12 protein-coding genes, 1 tRNA gene and 1 pseudogene are annotated in these 15,931 nt (G+C 56.7%); all 14 read right to left on the reverse strand.

Going from position 1 to position 15,931, the window contains the following annotated elements:
* Positions 1-187: GTP-binding protein (locus R6U90_RS12240; RefSeq protein WP_410352979.1), on the reverse strand; the 187-nt coding region annotated here is incomplete at its 3' end.
* Positions 188-220: 33 nt separating this feature from the next.
* The gene (gene fusA, locus R6U90_RS12245) at positions 221-2,320 is read right to left on the reverse strand and encodes an elongation factor G (RefSeq protein ID WP_410352980.1); all 2,100 of its coding nucleotides are present in this window, start codon (positions 2,318-2,320) and stop codon (positions 221-223) included.
* A 21-nt stretch (positions 2,321-2,341) separates the two neighbouring features.
* Complete coding sequence (rpsG, locus tag R6U90_RS12250; RefSeq protein ID WP_410352981.1) at positions 2,342-2,812, reverse strand: 30S ribosomal protein S7; 471 nt, start codon at positions 2,810-2,812, stop codon at positions 2,342-2,344.
* A 49-nt stretch (positions 2,813-2,861) separates the two neighbouring features.
* Positions 2,862-3,236: a 30S ribosomal protein S12 gene (gene rpsL / locus R6U90_RS12255; RefSeq protein ID WP_134085436.1), complete on the reverse strand. Its 375-nt coding sequence runs from the start codon at positions 3,234-3,236 to the stop codon at positions 2,862-2,864.
* Between the two features lie 245 nt (positions 3,237-3,481).
* Positions 3,482-7,690, reverse strand: a complete 4,209-nt coding sequence (rpoC, locus tag R6U90_RS12260; RefSeq protein ID WP_410352982.1) for a DNA-directed RNA polymerase subunit beta' — start codon at positions 7,688-7,690, stop codon at positions 3,482-3,484.
* A gap of 97 nt (positions 7,691-7,787) precedes the next feature.
* The gene (rpoB, locus tag R6U90_RS12265; RefSeq protein WP_410352983.1) at positions 7,788-11,867 is read right to left on the reverse strand and encodes a DNA-directed RNA polymerase subunit beta; all 4,080 of its coding nucleotides are present in this window, start codon (positions 11,865-11,867) and stop codon (positions 7,788-7,790) included.
* 195 nt (positions 11,868-12,062) lie between these two features.
* Positions 12,063-12,440, reverse strand: a complete 378-nt coding sequence (rplL, locus tag R6U90_RS12270) for a 50S ribosomal protein L7/L12 (RefSeq protein ID WP_410352984.1) — start codon at positions 12,438-12,440, stop codon at positions 12,063-12,065.
* 26 nt (positions 12,441-12,466) lie between these two features.
* Positions 12,467-12,994, reverse strand: coding sequence for a 50S ribosomal protein L10 (gene rplJ, locus R6U90_RS12275; RefSeq protein ID WP_410352985.1), 528 nt, complete (start codon positions 12,992-12,994; stop codon positions 12,467-12,469).
* Positions 12,995-13,259: 265 nt separating this feature from the next.
* The gene (gene rplA, locus R6U90_RS12280; protein ID WP_410352986.1) at positions 13,260-13,955 is read right to left on the reverse strand and encodes a 50S ribosomal protein L1; all 696 of its coding nucleotides are present in this window, start codon (positions 13,953-13,955) and stop codon (positions 13,260-13,262) included.
* A complete protein-coding gene (rplK, locus tag R6U90_RS12285) occupies positions 13,956-14,387 on the reverse strand; it encodes a 50S ribosomal protein L11 (RefSeq protein ID WP_410352987.1) in 432 nt (143 codons plus the stop codon).
* A gap of 185 nt (positions 14,388-14,572) precedes the next feature.
* On the reverse strand, positions 14,573-15,106 hold the full coding sequence (gene nusG, locus R6U90_RS12290) for a transcription termination/antitermination protein NusG (protein ID WP_410352988.1): 534 nt from the start codon (positions 15,104-15,106) through the stop codon (positions 14,573-14,575).
* 4 nt (positions 15,107-15,110) lie between these two features.
* Positions 15,111-15,458 (reverse strand): preprotein translocase subunit SecE, encoded by a 348-nt coding sequence (gene secE, locus R6U90_RS12295; RefSeq protein ID WP_410352989.1) that lies wholly within the window; start codon positions 15,456-15,458, stop codon positions 15,111-15,113.
* A 51-nt stretch (positions 15,459-15,509) separates the two neighbouring features.
* Positions 15,510-15,585: transfer RNA gene (locus R6U90_RS12300), tRNA-Trp, on the reverse strand.
* Positions 15,586-15,697: 112 nt separating this feature from the next.
* Positions 15,698-15,931: pseudogene (gene tuf / locus R6U90_RS12305) on the reverse strand (elongation factor Tu); the annotation flags it as partial.

Raw genomic sequence — 15,931 nt, forward strand, 5'->3', positions numbered from 1 at the left:
TAGTGATGCCGCGCGCTTTTTCTTCCGGCGCGCTGTCAATCTGGTCGTAGGCCCGGCTTTCTCCACCGAACTTCTCGCCCATCACTTTGGTGATCGCCGCCGTCAGGGTCGTCTTGCCATGGTCTACATGACCAATTGTTCCCACGTTCACATGCGGCTTCGTACGTTCAAATTTTGCCTTGGACACCGTCTTACCCTCTAATTCTGTTTATGTATTGAATCAGGATGCTTTTTTAATTACCTGGTCTGCGACACTCGCAGGCGCTTCACTGTAGCTGGCGAACTCCATGCTGTAGCTGGCACGCCCCTGGGTCGCGGAACGCAGATCGGTTGCATAACCGAACATTTCTGCCAGCGGAACCTCCGCATGTATCAGTTTGCCTGTCGGGCCGTCTTCCATGCCCTGCACGATACCGCGGCGGCGGTTCAGGTCGCCCATGACATCCCCCATATATTCTTCCGGGGTAACCACTTCCACTTTCATCATGGGTTCCAGCAAAGCCGGATTTGCCTTCCTGGCGCCTTCCCTGAAGCCCATGGACCCGGCGATCTTGAAGGCCATTTCCGACGAGTCCACCTCATGATAAGAGCCGTCGAACAATGTGACCTTGACGTCCACCATCGGAAAACCCGCGATAACGCCGTTATCCATCTGTTCCTGAATTCCTTTATCCACCGAGGGGATGTATTCCTTGGGAATCACCCCGCCGACGATTTCGTTCACAAATTCATACCCGGCGCCCTGTTCCTGCGGCTCGATCCGCAGCCAGACGTGACCGAACTGACCGCGACCGCCCGACTGGCGCACAAACTTGCCTTCCTGCTCGACCTTCTTGCGCAGGGTCTCGCGGTAGGCCACCTGGGGCGCACCGACATTGGCGTCGACCTTGAACTCGCGCTTCATACGGTCGACGATAATATCCAGGTGCAGCTCGCCCATGCCGGAAATAATCGTTTGTCCCGACTCCTCGTCGGTATGTACCCGAAACGAGGGATCTTCCTGGGCCAGCTTCGACAGGGCGACCCCCATCTTTTCCTGGTCGGCCTTGGTTCTCGGCTCGATGGCCACCGAAATGACCGGCTCGGGAAATTCCATTCGCTCGAGCGTTATCACGTTTTTCGGGTCACACAGGGTTTCACCCGTGGTGACGTCCTTGAGTCCGACAGCTGCGGCAATATCGCCGGCGCGAACTTCTTTCAATTCTTCGCGCGAATTGGAATGCATCTGCACCAGGCGCCCAATTCGCTCTTTTTTACCCTTGATCGGGTTGTAAACCGTATCGCCGGTATTCACGACGCCGGAATACACCCGAAAAAAGGTCAAAGTGCCGACAAACGGGTCGGTGGCAATCTTGAAAGCCAGCGCAGCAAACGGTTCGTCATCATCGGACTTGCGCAGCGCTTCGGTTTCCTTGCCATCGTCCAGTACGCCCTTGATTGCTTTAACCTCAATCGGTGAGGGCATATAGTCGACTACCGCATCCAGCATTGCCTGGACACCCTTGTTCTTGAAGGCCGAACCGCACAACACAGGCACAATTTCGTTTGCCAGGGTGCGGGCTCGCAGGCCCTGTTTTATCTCGTCGTCGCTCAGGTCGCCGTTTTCGAGATAACTTTCCATCAATGCTTCGCTGGCCTCGGCAGCGGCTTCCACCATCTGCTCGCGCAGTTCCTGCGCCTTGCCCTGAAGCTCGGCGGGAATCTCCCGCTGCTCGTATGTGGCCCCGAAATCGGCCTCATTCCAGTAAATCGCCTTCATCCGAATCAGGTCGACGATACCCTGGAAGTTATCCTCGGCACCGATATTCAACTGAATCGGCAGCGCATTCGCGCCGAGACGCTTTTTTATCTGCTCGACGACGCGCAAAAAGTCCGCGCCGGCACGATCCATCTTGTTGACGAAGGCCATGCGCGGCACTTCGTACTTGTTGGCCTGGCGCCAGACCGTTTCGGACTGGGGCTCGACCCCGCCGACAGCACAAAATACCGCGCAGGCACCGTCCAGAACTCGCAGCGAGCGCTCCACCTCGATGGTGAAGTCCACATGCCCCGGCGTATCAATGATGTTGATCCGGTGCTGCGAATACTGCTGGTCCATGCCCTGCCAGAAGCAGGTCGTCGCGGCGGACGTAATCGTGATACCGCGCTCCTGTTCCTGCTCCATCCAGTCCATGACGGCCGCGCCGTCATGCACTTCTCCTATCTTGTGCGAAATACCGGTGTAAAAGAGGATCCGCTCGGTCGTTGTCGTTTTGCCGGCATCGATGTGCGCCATGATGCCGATATTGCGATAACGCTCGATTGGTGTTTTGCGGGCCACTCTCTTTAACTCGGTATCAAATTACCAACGGTAGTGAGCAAACGCCTTGTTCGCCTCCGCCATCCGATGGGTGTCTTCGCGTTTCTTGACTGCCGAACCGCGGCTTTCGCCGGCCTCGAGCAACTCACCGGCCAGTCGTGCACCCATGCCTTTTTCACTACGCTTGCGCGCCGCCTCAACCAGCCAGCGCATGGCCAGGGCATTACGCCGCGCCGGACGTACTTCGACCGGCACCTGGTAGGTCGCACCACCGACACGCCGGGATTTAACCTCGACCATCGGGCGAACATTATCCAGCGCTTTTTCCAGCGCTTCGATCGCATCGGAGCGGGTTTTACCCGAAACCGTTTCGAGCGCACCGTACACGACCTTCTCGGCAACCGATTTCTTGCCGTCGAGCATCAACATGTTGATAAACTTGGCAATCAGCTCGGATTTGTATTTCGGATCCGGAAGAATTGCCCGTTTTTCTGCTTGTCGCCTTCTTGCCATCGTCTGTTCCGCGTTGTCAGTGAATCAGCCTGTCAGGCTGTTATTAAACTTAAGATTTGGGTCGCTTGGCACCGTACTTCGAACGACCCTGTCTGCGGTCGTTGACGCCAGCGGTGTCCAGCGAACCACGTACGGTGTGATAGCGCACACCCGGCAGATCCTTGACACGACCGCCGCGAATCAGCACGACCGAGTGTTCCTGCAGGTTGTGGCCTTCGCCGCCGATGTAGCTGGCGACTTCATACCCGTTGGTCAGGCGCACACGCGCCACTTTACGCAACGCCGAGTTCGGTTTTTTCGGCGTAGTGGTGTAAACGCGCGTACAGACCCCGCGACGTTGCGGGCACGCTTCCAGTGCCGGGACGTTGCTCTTCTGGGGCCGGCGTTTGCGCGGCTTACGTACTAACTGGTTAATGGTTGCCATAAGTCTTTGTCTTTCTTGGTCCAGAAAATAAACGACAGGCCGGCGTACCGACCTGTCGTGAGGCGCGAGATTTTATGGGGATGCGGGGTTCCTGTCAACAGGATCCCCGCCCCAATCGCGATTTTTTGGGGTTTTTCGCCCCGAGACCCGGAATCGTACCCGATCTTCCCCTGTTTTGAGGCAGACCGGGATTGCCAGGCCTTTAGACCATGCAGTCTATATGGTTATTGCCGGACGAAATCGAATCAGCTCTGCGAATCGACTGATTCGGCGTCTTCGGAGGCTTGTTGAACCTCGGCGGCCGCCGCAGCCAGAGCCGCTTCAGCGGATTCGGCCTGTTTGCGCTGGCGACGCCGCTCCTGATGGAACGCCATGCCGGTCCCGGCCGGAATCAGTCGGCCAACGATAACGTTTTCCTTCAGACCCCGCAGGTCGTCCATCTTGCCGGTCACGGCCGCCTCGGTCAGTACCCGGGTAGTCTCCTGGAAGGAGGCTGCGGAAATGAACGACTCGGTCGCCAGCGAGGCCTTGGTGATGCCCAGCAGAACCGGATCGTACAGGGCCGGCTGTTTTTCTGCCTCCAGCATTCGCTCGTTCTCTTCCAGAACCCGCGATTTTTCCACCTGCTCGCCCTTGAGGAAGCTGGTATCGCCCGGCGAGGTGATATCCAGCTTGCGCAGCATCTGGCGCACGATCACTTCAATGTGCTTGTCATTGATCTTCACACCCTGCAGGCGATAGACGTCCTGCACTTCGTTAACAATGTAACGAGCCAGTTCCTCGACACCGAGCAGACGCAGTATGTCATGCGGATTGGGTTCACCTTCGGCAATTACCTCTCCCTTCTCCACGTGCTCACCTTCGAACACGGTAACGTGACGCCATTTGGGAATCAGCTCCTCATAGGCATTACCCTCATTGGGGGTAATAACCAGGCGCTGTTTGCCCTTGGTTTCTTTGCCGAAGCTGACCGTACCGGAAATTTCCGCCAGGATAGACGCTTCTTTTGGCTTGCGCGCTTCGAACAGATCGGCCACACGCGGCAGACCCCCGGTAATATCGCGGGTCTTGGAGGATTCCTGCGGAATCCGCGCAATCGCATCGCCCACACTTACGGCATCGCCGTCCTTGAGGGCGATGATCGCGCCCGACGGCAGATAGTAATGCGCGGGCAAATCGGTACCGGCGATATTCATGTCATTACCGGCCTCGTCGACCAGCTTGACCATCGGCCGCAGATCCTTGGCCTGGCTGCCACGCTGCTTGGGATCCATGACCACCAGGCGGGACAGACCGGTAACCTCGTCGACTTCGGACTGCACTGTCACGCCTTCGATGATATCCACGAATTTCACCCGGCCCTCGACTTCGGTGACAATCGGGTGAGTATGCGGATCCCAGTTGGCGACAATCTGACCGGATTCGACAGATGCCCCGTCAGTGACGGAGATCACCGCACCGTAAGGCACCTTGTACCGCTCGCGCTCGCGCTTGTTCTCATCCAGTACGGTAATTTCCCCGGAGCGCGAGACCGCGACCTGGTTACCACTGGCGTGCTGAATGGTCTTGATATTGTGCAGACGGACCGTGCCCTTGGTCTTGATTTCGATGTTACTGACCGCGGCGGAACGACTCGCCGCGCCACCGATATGAAAGGTCCGCATGGTCAGCTGGGTACCCGGCTCACCGATGGACTGAGCGGCGATAACACCCACCGACTCACCCTGGTTGACCAGGTGCCCCCGGGCCAGATCGCGGCCGTAGCAAACGGCACACACGCCGTGCAGGTTGTCACAGGTAATGGGCGAGCGGACCAGGATATGATCGATGCCCATCGACTCGAGAGTAGCCACACCCTGTTCATCCAGCAGAGTGCCATTGGGAATGACAATGTCGCCACTGGCATCTTCCACGTCCTCCGCTGTCACCCGACCCAGTACCCGCTCGTGCAGGGGCTCGACCACATCGCCGCCTTCGATCAGCGAGGAGATCAGCATCCCGTTGCGGGTACCACAATCATCACCGGCCACGACCAGGTCCTGCGAAACATCCACCAGACGACGGGTCAGATAACCGGAGTTGGCCGTCTTCAGTGCGGTATCGGCCAGACCCTTACGCGCCCCGTGGGTGGAAATAAAGTACTGCAATACCGACAGCCCCTCGCGGAAGTTGGCGGTAATCGGTGTTTCGATGATGGAGCCGTCCGGCTTGGCCATCAGGCCACGCATGCCGGCCAGCTGGCGAATCTGCGCCGCGCTACCCCGGGCCCCGGAGTCGGCCATCATGAAGATGGAGTTGAACGACGGCTGGCGAACCACATTGCCCTCCTTGTCGGTCACCTCGTCGACCCCCAGCTTGTCCATCATGGCTTTGGCGATCTGGTCATTGGTATGTGACCAGATATCCACCACCTTGTTATAACGCTCGCCGTTGGTCACCAGACCGGAGGTATACTGACCTTCGATCTCCTTGACCTCTTCTTCGGCGGCGCCCAGGATTTGCGCCTTCTCTTCGGGAATCTCCATATCATCGGCACCAAAGGAAATCCCGGCCTTGGTGGAATAGGCAAATCCGGTGTACATGATCTGATCGGCAAACACGACGGTCGCCTTCAGACCCAGCTTACGATAGCAGGCATCGATCAATCCGGAGATGGCTTTCTTTTTCATCTCTTTGTTGAACAGGCTGAACTCCATCCCCTGCGGCGCGATTTCATACAGCAGGGCACGACCCACGGTCGTTTCCTGGATGGACTTTTTCTCAGTGGTATTGCCGTCATCGTCGTAGCCTAGCTCACGGATACGCACCTTGACCCGGGCCTGCAGATCCACCACATCGCTGTGATAGGCGCGGTCGACTTCCTTCACATCGGAGAAGACCATACCCTCGCCCCGGGCGTTGACCCGTTCGCGGGTCATCCAGTACAGACCGAGTACCACGTCCTGGGAGGGCACGATGATCGGCTCGCCATTGGCCGGTGACAGAATGTTGTTGGAAGACATCATCAACGCACGCGCTTCGAGCTGCGCTTCCAGTGACAGCGGCACATGCACGGCCATCTGGTCACCGTCGAAGTCGGCGTTGAAGGCAGTACAGACCAGCGGATGCAGCTGAATGGCTTTACCTTCGATCAGTACCGGTTCGAACGCCTGGATACCCAGACGATGCAGAGTCGGCGCACGGTTGAGCATCACCGGATGTTCGCGGATCACCTCTTCGAGGATATCCCACACTTCCGGGCCTTCGCGCTCGACCATTTTCTTGGCCGCCTTGATGGTAGTGGCCAGGCCGCGACGTTCCAGTTTGGAGAAAATAAATGGTTTAAACAGCTCCAGAGCCATTTTCTTGGGCAAACCACACTGGTGCAGACGCAGCGCCGGGCCGACCACAATAACCGAACGGCCGGAGTAATCGACGCGCTTGCCGAGCAGGTTCTGGCGAAAACGACCCTGCTTGCCCTTGATCATGTCGGCCAGGGATTTGAGGGGACGCTTGTTGGAACCTGTGATGGCGCGACCGCGACGTCCGTTATCCAGCAATGCGTCGACCGATTCCTGCAACATGCGTTTCTCATTGCGCACGATGATATCGGGTGCGTTGAGGTCAAGTAGTCGCCGCAATCGGTTGTTACGATTAATTACCCGACGATACAGATCGTTCAGGTCGGAGGTTGCGAAGCGGCCGCCTTCCAGCGGCACCAGCGGGCGCAGCTCCGGGGGCAACACCGGCAGCACAGTCATGACCATCCACTCCGGCTTGTTGCCTGATTCCATAAACGCTTCGATCAGCTTCAGGCGCTTGCCGAGTTTCTTGAGCTTGGTTTCGGACTTGGTGGCGCCCATGTTTTCGCGCACCTTGTCAGCTTCCTGCTCCAGATTGAGATTGCCCAGCAATGACTGGACCGCCTCGGCGCCCATACGGGCATCGAACTCGTCGCCAAACTCTTCGATAGCTTCCAGATAGGCCTCGTCAGTCAGCAGCTGACCGCGCTCCAGAGTAGTCATCCCGGGCTCAACCACGACAAAAGCCTCGAAATAAAGCACCCGCTCAATATCACGCAGGGTCATATCCAGTAACAGCCCCATGCGCGAGGGCAGGGACTTCAGAAACCAGATGTGTGCGACCGGCGAGGCCAGTTCAATATGCCCCATGCGCTCACGGCGAACCTTGGCCAGGGTAACCTCGATACCGCATTTTTCACAAATGACACCACGGTGCTTGAGCCGCTTGTACTTGCCGCACAGGCATTCATAGTCTTTAATCGGCCCGAAAATCTTGGCACAGAACAGGCCATCGCGCTCCGGCTTGAAAGTCCGATAATTGATGGTCTCCGGCTTCTTGACCTCACCATAAGACCAGGAACGGATTTTCTGCGGCGACGCCAGACCGATGCGGATTGCATCAAAGTCTTCGGCCTGGCCCTGCTGTTTCAGAATCTTGAGTAGGTCTTTCACGTTGCCACTCCTAATAAAAAGTTCCGAGTTACGAGGACCGAGTAACGAGGCAACAAAACAGGCCTCGTCACTCGTCCCCTGGCCCTCGTCCCTGGATTTAGTCCGTTTGCTCGAGTTCGATATCTATACCAAGCGAGCGGATTTCCTTCAGCAATACGTTGAAGGACTCCGGCATGCCCGGCTCCATACGGTGATCACCGTCGACAATATTCTTGTACATCTTGGTCCGGCCGTTGACGTCGTCGGACTTGACGGTAAGCATTTCCTGCAAGGTATAGGCTGCGCCGTAGGCCTCCAGCGCCCAGACCTCCATCTCACCGAAGCGCTGACCACCGAACTGGGCCTTGCCGCCCAGCGGTTGCTGGGTGACCAGACTGTACGGACCGGTCGAACGGGCGTGCATCTTGTCGTCGACCAGGTGGTTCAGCTTCAGAATGTACATGTAGCCGACCGTCACGGGGCGATCGAACTTCTCACCGGTTCGCCCGTCATACAGCTCGGCCTGGCCGCTTTCGGGCAGATCCGCCAGCCGCAGCAGGCGTTTGATTTCCGCCTCGTTGACGCCATCGAAGACCGGTGTCGCCATCGGCACGCCGGACTTGAGATTGGTGGCCAGACGTAAAATCTCTTCATCGCTGAACGATTTGAGATCTTCTTTTTGGCCATCACTTTTGTTGTAGATGTCTTCCAGCAGTTTGCGAATCTCGGCAACCTTGGCCTGGGCCTGGAGCATGTTGCCCAGTTTCTTACCCAGGCCCTTGGCGGCCCAGCCCAGATGGGTTTCGAGCACCTGTCCGACGTTCATCCGTGAGGGAACGCCCAGCGGACTCAGAACCACATCGACCGGGGTGCCGTCGGCACTGAAGGGCATGTCCTCAACCGGACGAATCATGGAGATAACACCCTTGTTCCCGTGACGCCCGGCGACCTTGTCCCCCGGCTGCATGCGACGTTTAACTGCCAGATGCACCTTGACCATCTTCAGTACGCCCGGAGCCAGATCATCACCGGTGGTCAGCTTGCGTTTTTTCTCTTCGAATTTCTCATCGAAGTCCTTGCGCAGCTGTTTGATCTGCGCGGCAATAGCTTCCAGCTGGGCATTGGCATCGTCGTTACGCAAACGAATTTCGAACCATTTTTCCCGCGGCACTTCTTCCAGGTAAGCCTTGGTCAGTTTGCTGCCGCTTTTGAGCTTGTTCGGTCCGCCATCGGCAATTTTGCCGATCAGCATGTTCTCAACACGGCTATAGGCGTCGTCTTCCATGATGCGACGCTGATCGTTGAAGTCCTTGCGGATGCGCTCCAGCTCGGAATTCTCGATCGCAATGGCGCGGGAGTCTTTCTCCAGCCCGTCACGGGTGAAGACCTGCACGTCGATGACGGTACCGACAATACCGGAGGGCACACGCAAAGAGGTGTCCTTCACGTCGGAGGCCTTTTCACCGAAAATAGCACGCAGCAATTTTTCTTCCGGCGTCAGCTGGGTTTCCCCTTTGGGCGTGACCTTGCCAACCAGGATATCACCCGGTTTAACCTCGGCACCGATATAGACGATGCCCGCCTCGTCCAGCTTGGCCAGCGCTGATTCGCCAACGTTGGGAATATCACCGGTAATCTCTTCGGAGCCGAGCTTGGTGTCACGCGCGACACAGGTCAGTTCCTCGATATGGATGGTCGTGTAGCGATCTTCCTGGACCACCCGTTCGGAAATCAGGATCGAATCCTCGAAGTTGTAACCGTTCCAGGGCATGAACGCGACCAGCATATTCTGACCCAGCGCCAGCTCGCCCAGATCGGTCGAGGGGCCGTCTGCCAGTACATCACCGCAGGCAATGACATCGCCGACGTTGACCAGCGGCCGCTGGTTGATACAGGTGTTCTGGTTGGAGCGGGTGTACTTGGTCAGGTTGTAGATATCCACACCGGATTCGCCGGCCACGGTCTCTTCGTCATTGACCCGGACCACCACACGGGCGGCGTCCACAGAATCAACAATCCCGCCCCGTCGGGCCACCACGGCCACGCCGGAGTCGACCGCTACTGTCCGCTCGATACCGGTACCTACCAGCGGCTTTTCGGCGCGCAGGGTTGGCACAGCCTGACGCTGCATGTTCGCGCCCATCAGGGCGCGGTTGGCGTCGTCATGTTCAAGAAACGGGACCAGGGCTGCTGCCACGGAGACGATCTGCTTGGGCGAGATATCCATGAAATCGACCTTGTCCGGCGTGGACATGGCAAATTCATTCTGGTGTCGGCAGGAAACCAGATCGTCGCTCAGGTTGCCCTTGGCATCCAGTCCGGCGTTGGCCTGGGCAATGACAAATTCGCCTTCATCAATGGCCGAGAGGAACTCGATCTCGTCGGTCACCTTGCCGTTCTTGACCCGGCGATACGGCGTTTCCAGAAAACCGTACTGGTTGGTCCGTGCATACACGGCCAGCGAGTTAATCAGACCGATATTCGGCCCTTCCGGTGTTTCAATCGGGCAAACCCGGCCGTAATGGGTCGGGTGCACGTCGCGCACCTCGAAACCGGCACGTTCGCGGGTCAGACCGCCCGGACCCAGTGCGGAGATACGCCGCTTGTGCGTCACTTCTGACAGCGGGTTGTTCTGATCCATAAACTGGGACAGCTGGGAGGAGCCAAAAAATTCCTTGATGGCAGCGGAGACCGGCTTGGCGTTGATCATCTCCTGCGGCATCAGGTTCTCGGATTCAGCCAGGGACAGCCGCTCCTTGACCGCGCGCTCGACACGCACCAGGCCGACACGGAACTGGTTTTCAGCCATTTCACCAACGGACCGGATGCGGCGGTTACCCAGATGGTCGATATCGTCGACGTTACCCTTGCCGTCACGGATGCTGATCAGGGTCTGGATCACGGCCAGGATGTCTTCCTTGGACAGGGTGCCTTCGCCGGTGACTTCCTTGCGGCCGATACGGCGGTTGAATTTCATGCGCCCGACGCCGGAAAGATCGTAACGATCCTCACTGAAAAACAGGTTGTTGAACAGGTTCTCGGCCGCTTCCTTGGTCGGCGGCTCACCCGGACGCATCATGCGATAGATTTCCACCTGGGCTTCAAGCTGAGTGGTAGTCGTATCGATTTCCAGGGTCTTGGAGATATACGGACCGTGATCCAGATCGTTGGTAAAAATGGTCTGGAATTCGGTAACGCTGGCCTCGCGCAACAGCTCCAGACGTTCGGGAATCAGCGTGTCGTTGGCCTTCGCTACGATCTCGCCGGTGTCCTTGTTAATCACATCATGCGCGAGCACCTTGTCGTGCATGTACTCTTCGGGAACCTCGAGCTTTTTGAGACCCGCTTTTTCCATTTCACGGATGTGGCGCGGAGTGATGCGGCGGCCTTCCTCCACCAAAACCTTGTTCTTGATCTTGATATCGAAAGTCGCCGTCTCGCCGCGCAGCCTGTCGGGAACCAGATCCAGCTCAAAGCCGCCTTCCCGGGAAATACGGTAGGTATTCTTCTCGAAGAACATATCCAGCATTTCTTCGGTGCTGTAGCCCAGGGCGCGCAACAATACGGTCACCGGCAGTTTGCGGCGACGGTCAATACGGGTAAACAGACAATCCTTGGGATCGAATTCAAAGTCCAGCCAGGAACCACGGTACGGAATTACCCGGGCGTTGAACAGCAGCTTACCCGATGAATGGGTCTTGCCTTTGTCATGATCGAAAAACACGCCGGGCGAACGATGCAGCTGGGAAACAATAACCCGCTCGGTACCATTAATAACAAAGGTTCCGGTCTCGGTCATGAGCGGAATTTCGCCCATATAGACTTCCTGCTCGCGGATATCCTTGACCGTGGGATTCTTGGCTTCCTTGTCATAGATAATCAGGCGAACCTTGACCCGCAGCGGAGCCGCATAGGTTACACCACGCATTTGACACTCTTTCACATCAAAAGCCGGCGTTCCCAGCCGGTAGCTGACATACTCCAGTGCCGCATTGCCAGAATAGCTGGCAATGGGGAAAACCGATTTGAACGCCGCATGCAATCCCTTGTCGTCGCGCTGATCTTCGGTTTTTTCAGCCTGCAGAAATTCCTTATAGGAATCGGTCTGCATGGCCAGAAGATAGGGGACTTCCAGGATAGTTGGACGACGACCAAAGTTTTTACGAATCCGTTTCTTATCAGTGAAGGAGTATGCCATTGGTCACCTTGCTCGTAGCAGTTAGTCGCGAAACTGGCATTCCCGGCGATCCGTTGTTAACGATATTCTGGCCGTTAAACAACGAATACACAGCAGGCCAGTGGCCTATTGGCCACCAGCCCGCTGCGGGAATGGTTATACCATTTTGTGACTGCGGGCCCCTGGCCCGCAATCTTTTCATGAAGCAAGCCGCTTTTATTTCAGCTCGACCTGTGCGCCGGCTTCTTCAAGCTGCTTCTTCATTTCTTCGGCGTCGTCTTTGGAAGCCGCTTCCTTCACAGTAGCAGGCGCGCCTTCCACCATTTCCTTGGCTTCTTTCAGACCCAGGCCGGTAATAGCACGGACTGCCTTGATGACAGAAACCTTGTTATCACCGAAGCTGGTCATGACGACATCGAATTCGTCCTTTTCTTCAGCAGCGGCTTCACCACCGGCTGCAGCAGCCGGGGCAGCAGCAACAGCGGCTGCAGCGGAAACGCCGAACTTCTCTTCCATCGCTTCGATCAGATCGACGACTTCCATTACGGTCATGCTGGAAATTGTTTCCAGAATTTCATCTTTAGAAACTGCCATTTTACTTTCTCCTAATCACTAAAATATCAAGAGGCCTGTTTGGCGTCACGAACAGCTGCGACGGTACGGACCATTTTGCCAGGCACTTCGTTAAGGGTACGCGCCAGTTTGGTAACCGGAGCCTGCATAACCGACATCAGCATGCTGATAGCCTGATCCTTGGTCGGCAGGTTGGCCAGACGGTCCAGTTCCGTAGCAGGCAACAGTTGACCGCTGACGGAAAGGCCCTTGACGACCAGTTTGTCATTACCTTTGGCGAACTCTTTCAAAACACGCGCCGCAGCACCCGGGTCTTCCTGGGAAAACGCCAGGATCATCGGGCCGACGAGTGTTTCGTTCATGCAGGCAAAGTCCGTCCCTTCCAATGCACGCTTGGCCAGCGTATTTTTAACGACACGCAGATAAACACCACCGGTACGCGCCTGAGCGCGCAGGTTGTTCATGTCGTTAGACGCCAGTCCAATATATTCCGCAACAACAGCGGAATGCGCATTCGCAGCGACTTCAGCGACTTCGGCCACTATGGCTTTCTTTTCTTTCAGACTGAGAGCCACGCGAACATACCTCCGTTTCTGACAGGCCTGACATCATGCCTGTCGTTGGACGAACACGGAACACTGTCAAAAACAACGTTCCACCTTTAGTGACCCAAGGCAGAAATGAATCTGTTCGGGCACACCATCTGCGCAGGCCGGAGCAAACTCCATTAAGCCGTCCTGTATAAGTATAAAGACGACACCCGCGGTCTTTGATGGACGCTGCTCCGGGGAACGAAGTAAATTCAACCCCGATAGCAACGGCCACAAAGCCGGTTAACGATCAGACCGCCAGCGACGCCTGATCAACGGAAAGCCCGGGGCCCATAGTCGTAGAGACAGAGACCTTCTTCAGGTACTGTCCCTTGGCGGAAGAAGGCTTGGCCTTTTTCAAATCCGCCAGCAAGGCTTCCAGGTTTTCCTTCAAATTATTGCTATCGAACTCCACATTACCGATGGCACAGTGGATAATGCCGCCTTTGTCAGTCCGGTAACGGACCTGACCGGCCTTGGCATTTTTGACCGCGCCTTCCACATCGGGGGTCACGGTACCGACCTTCGGATTGGGCATCAGACCGCGCGGGCCCAGAATCTGACCCAGCTGGCCAACGACACGCATGGCATCCGGGGTAGCTATCACCACGTCGAAATCCATATTGCCCTGTTTGACTTCTTCGGCCAGATCCTCGAAACCGACAATATCGGCACCGGCGGCTTTCGCCTTGTCAGCGTTATCGCCCTGGGCAAACACGGCCACCCGGACACTTCTGCCGGTACCATGTGGCAATACGGTAGCACCACGCACAACCTGATCGGATTTGCGCGGATCCACGCCCAGGTTAATCGCTACCTCAACGGACTCGACAAATTTGGCGCGCGGCAGCTCTTTCAGCAGACCGAAGGCTTCGTCGATTGTATAGGTCCTGGTGGAATCGACCTTTTCACGAATCGCTTTTTGACGTTTACTTAACCTGGCCATTTACACACCCTCCACATCGATACCCATGCTGCGCGCGCTACCGGCAATGGTGCGCACCGCGGCGTCCATATCAGCAGCGGTCAGATCGGGATCTTTACTGCGGGCGATCTCTTCGAGCTGCTCGCGAGTTACCGTGCCCACTTTGGTACGGTTGGGTTCCCCGGAACCACTCTGGACACCGAGGGCCTTTTTCAGCAGGATCGACGCTGGTGGCGTCTTCATGATGAAGGTGAAGCTGCGATCGTTATACACGGTGATGACCACCGGAATCGGCAATCCTTTCTCGGTTTCCTGGGTCTGGGCGTTAAACGCCTTGCAGAATTCCATGATGTTGACACCATGCTGACCCAGCGCGGGACCGACGGGCGGCGACGGATTCGCTTCCTGGGCCGGCACCTGCAGCTTGATATATGCTTCGATTTTCTTGGCCATAACTTCCTCGCTTTGGGTTCAAACGCCGTTTCGCCTGTAGCTACTGGGGCTCCCCGATTTTCAGTTTCTAGGGGGCCAGGGGCTAGTTGCTAGAAAAGTCAGTGTGCGGCTGCGCCGCACTCTTTATTCCTAGCCCCTAGTACCTAGTACCTAGCGCCTGACTTCAGTCAGGTCGGGAAGAGCTTTTAGCTCTTCTCGACCTGACTGAAGTCCAGATCGACTGGTGTGGAACGGCCGAAGATCGACACTTCCACCCGCAGACGGTTCTTTTCATAATCCACTTCTTCAACGACCCCATTGAAATCGTTGAACGGTCCATCGTTGATGCGGACCACTTCCCCCGCCTCAAACAGAACCTTGGGCCGGGGACGTTCGGCACCTTCCTGCACTCGCTCCAGGATCGACTGGGCCTCTTTTTCACTGATCGGCGCCGGCTTGTCGCTGGTACCGCCGATAAAACCCATTACCCGGGGCGTATCCTTGACCAGGTGCCAGGTGGCGTCATCCATTTCCATCTGTACCAGTACATAGCCCGGGAAGAATTTGCGATCGCTTTTGCGCTTTTGCCCGTCGCGCATTTCGATCACCTCTTCAGTCGGCACCAGTATTTGTCCGAACTTGTCTTCCATGCCATTGAGCTTGATGCGCTCTTCCAGCGAGCGCTTGACCTGCGCCTCAAAACCGGAATAGGCGTGGACGACGTACCAACGTAATGCCATCTACTCAGCCTCCCTGACCAGTGATGAGTTTCACCGCCCACAGCAAAAACATGTCAAATAACCACAGCACAATCCCGATCAAGGCAACCATAACGATCACCATCAATGTGGTCTGCATAGTCTCACGTCGTGACGGCCAGACAGACTTGCGTGCCTCCAGCACTGCACTGCGACCAAAATTCCAGGCATTGATACCCGGTTGAGAGGTGGCCGCCATTGCCACGGCGACACCCACGACCGCTAACAAGCCGAGCACGCGATACAACAGCGCTTCATCCGCAAAATGGTAAAAACCGGCAATGCCCGCGATTACCAATAATACGGCGAATATCAGCTTGATCTTGTCTGCCATTGTTGTCCTGTTAACTTCGGTAATCCGCCCACAGGCAAATTACCGCATGTTTGGCAGGCCAGGAGGGAATCGAACCCCCAACCTGCGGTTTTGGAGACCGCCGCTCTGCCAATTGAGCTACTGGCCTAAACTGAGGGACGAGTAACGAGGGACGAGTGACGAGGTAAACAAAACCGTGAGCACACATCGGGTGCGCTCATCGATTTCCTCGTCACTCGGCCCTCGGCCCTTTGTCCCTTTTATTCAATAATCTTCGATACCACACCGGCGCCGACGGTCCGGCCGCCTTCGCGAATCGCAAAGCGCAGGCCTTCTTCCATCGCAATCGGGGCAATCAGGCTCACGGTCATCTGCACGTTGTCACCCGGCATGACCATCTCTATGCCCTCGGGCAGGTCACAGGCGCCGGTGACATCCGTGGTCCGGAAGTAAAACTGCGGACGATACCCGTTGAAGAACGGCGTGTGACGCCC

Origin of the sequence: Thiohalophilus sp., from assembly GCF_046483665.1 — a bacterium.
Lineage (GTDB): Bacteria > Pseudomonadota > Gammaproteobacteria > UBA6429 > Thiohalophilaceae > Thiohalophilus.

Bases quoted from the DNA above. Each gene is read 5' to 3' on its own strand.
- rpsL (WP_134085436.1), bottom strand. From the start codon at position 3,236: ATGGCAACCATTAACCAGTTAGTACGTAAGCCGCGCAAACGCCGGCCC.
- rplK (WP_410352987.1), bottom strand. From the start codon at position 14,387: ATGGCCAAGAAAATCGAAGCATATATCAAGCTGCAGGTGCCGGCCCAG.
- rplL (WP_410352984.1), bottom strand. From the start codon at position 12,440: ATGGCAGTTTCTAAAGATGAAATTCTGGAAACAATTTCCAGCATGACC.
- nusG (WP_410352988.1), bottom strand. From the start codon at position 15,106: ATGGCATTACGTTGGTACGTCGTCCACGCCTATTCCGGTTTTGAGGCG.
- rplA (WP_410352986.1), bottom strand. From the start codon at position 13,955: ATGGCCAGGTTAAGTAAACGTCAAAAAGCGATTCGTGAAAAGGTCGAT.
- rpsG (WP_410352981.1), bottom strand. From the start codon at position 2,812: ATGGCAAGAAGGCGACAAGCAGAAAAACGGGCAATTCTTCCGGATCCG.
- rpoB (WP_410352983.1), bottom strand. From the start codon at position 11,867: ATGGCATACTCCTTCACTGATAAGAAACGGATTCGTAAAAACTTTGGT.
- secE (WP_410352989.1), bottom strand. From the start codon at position 15,458: ATGGCAGACAAGATCAAGCTGATATTCGCCGTATTATTGGTAATCGCG.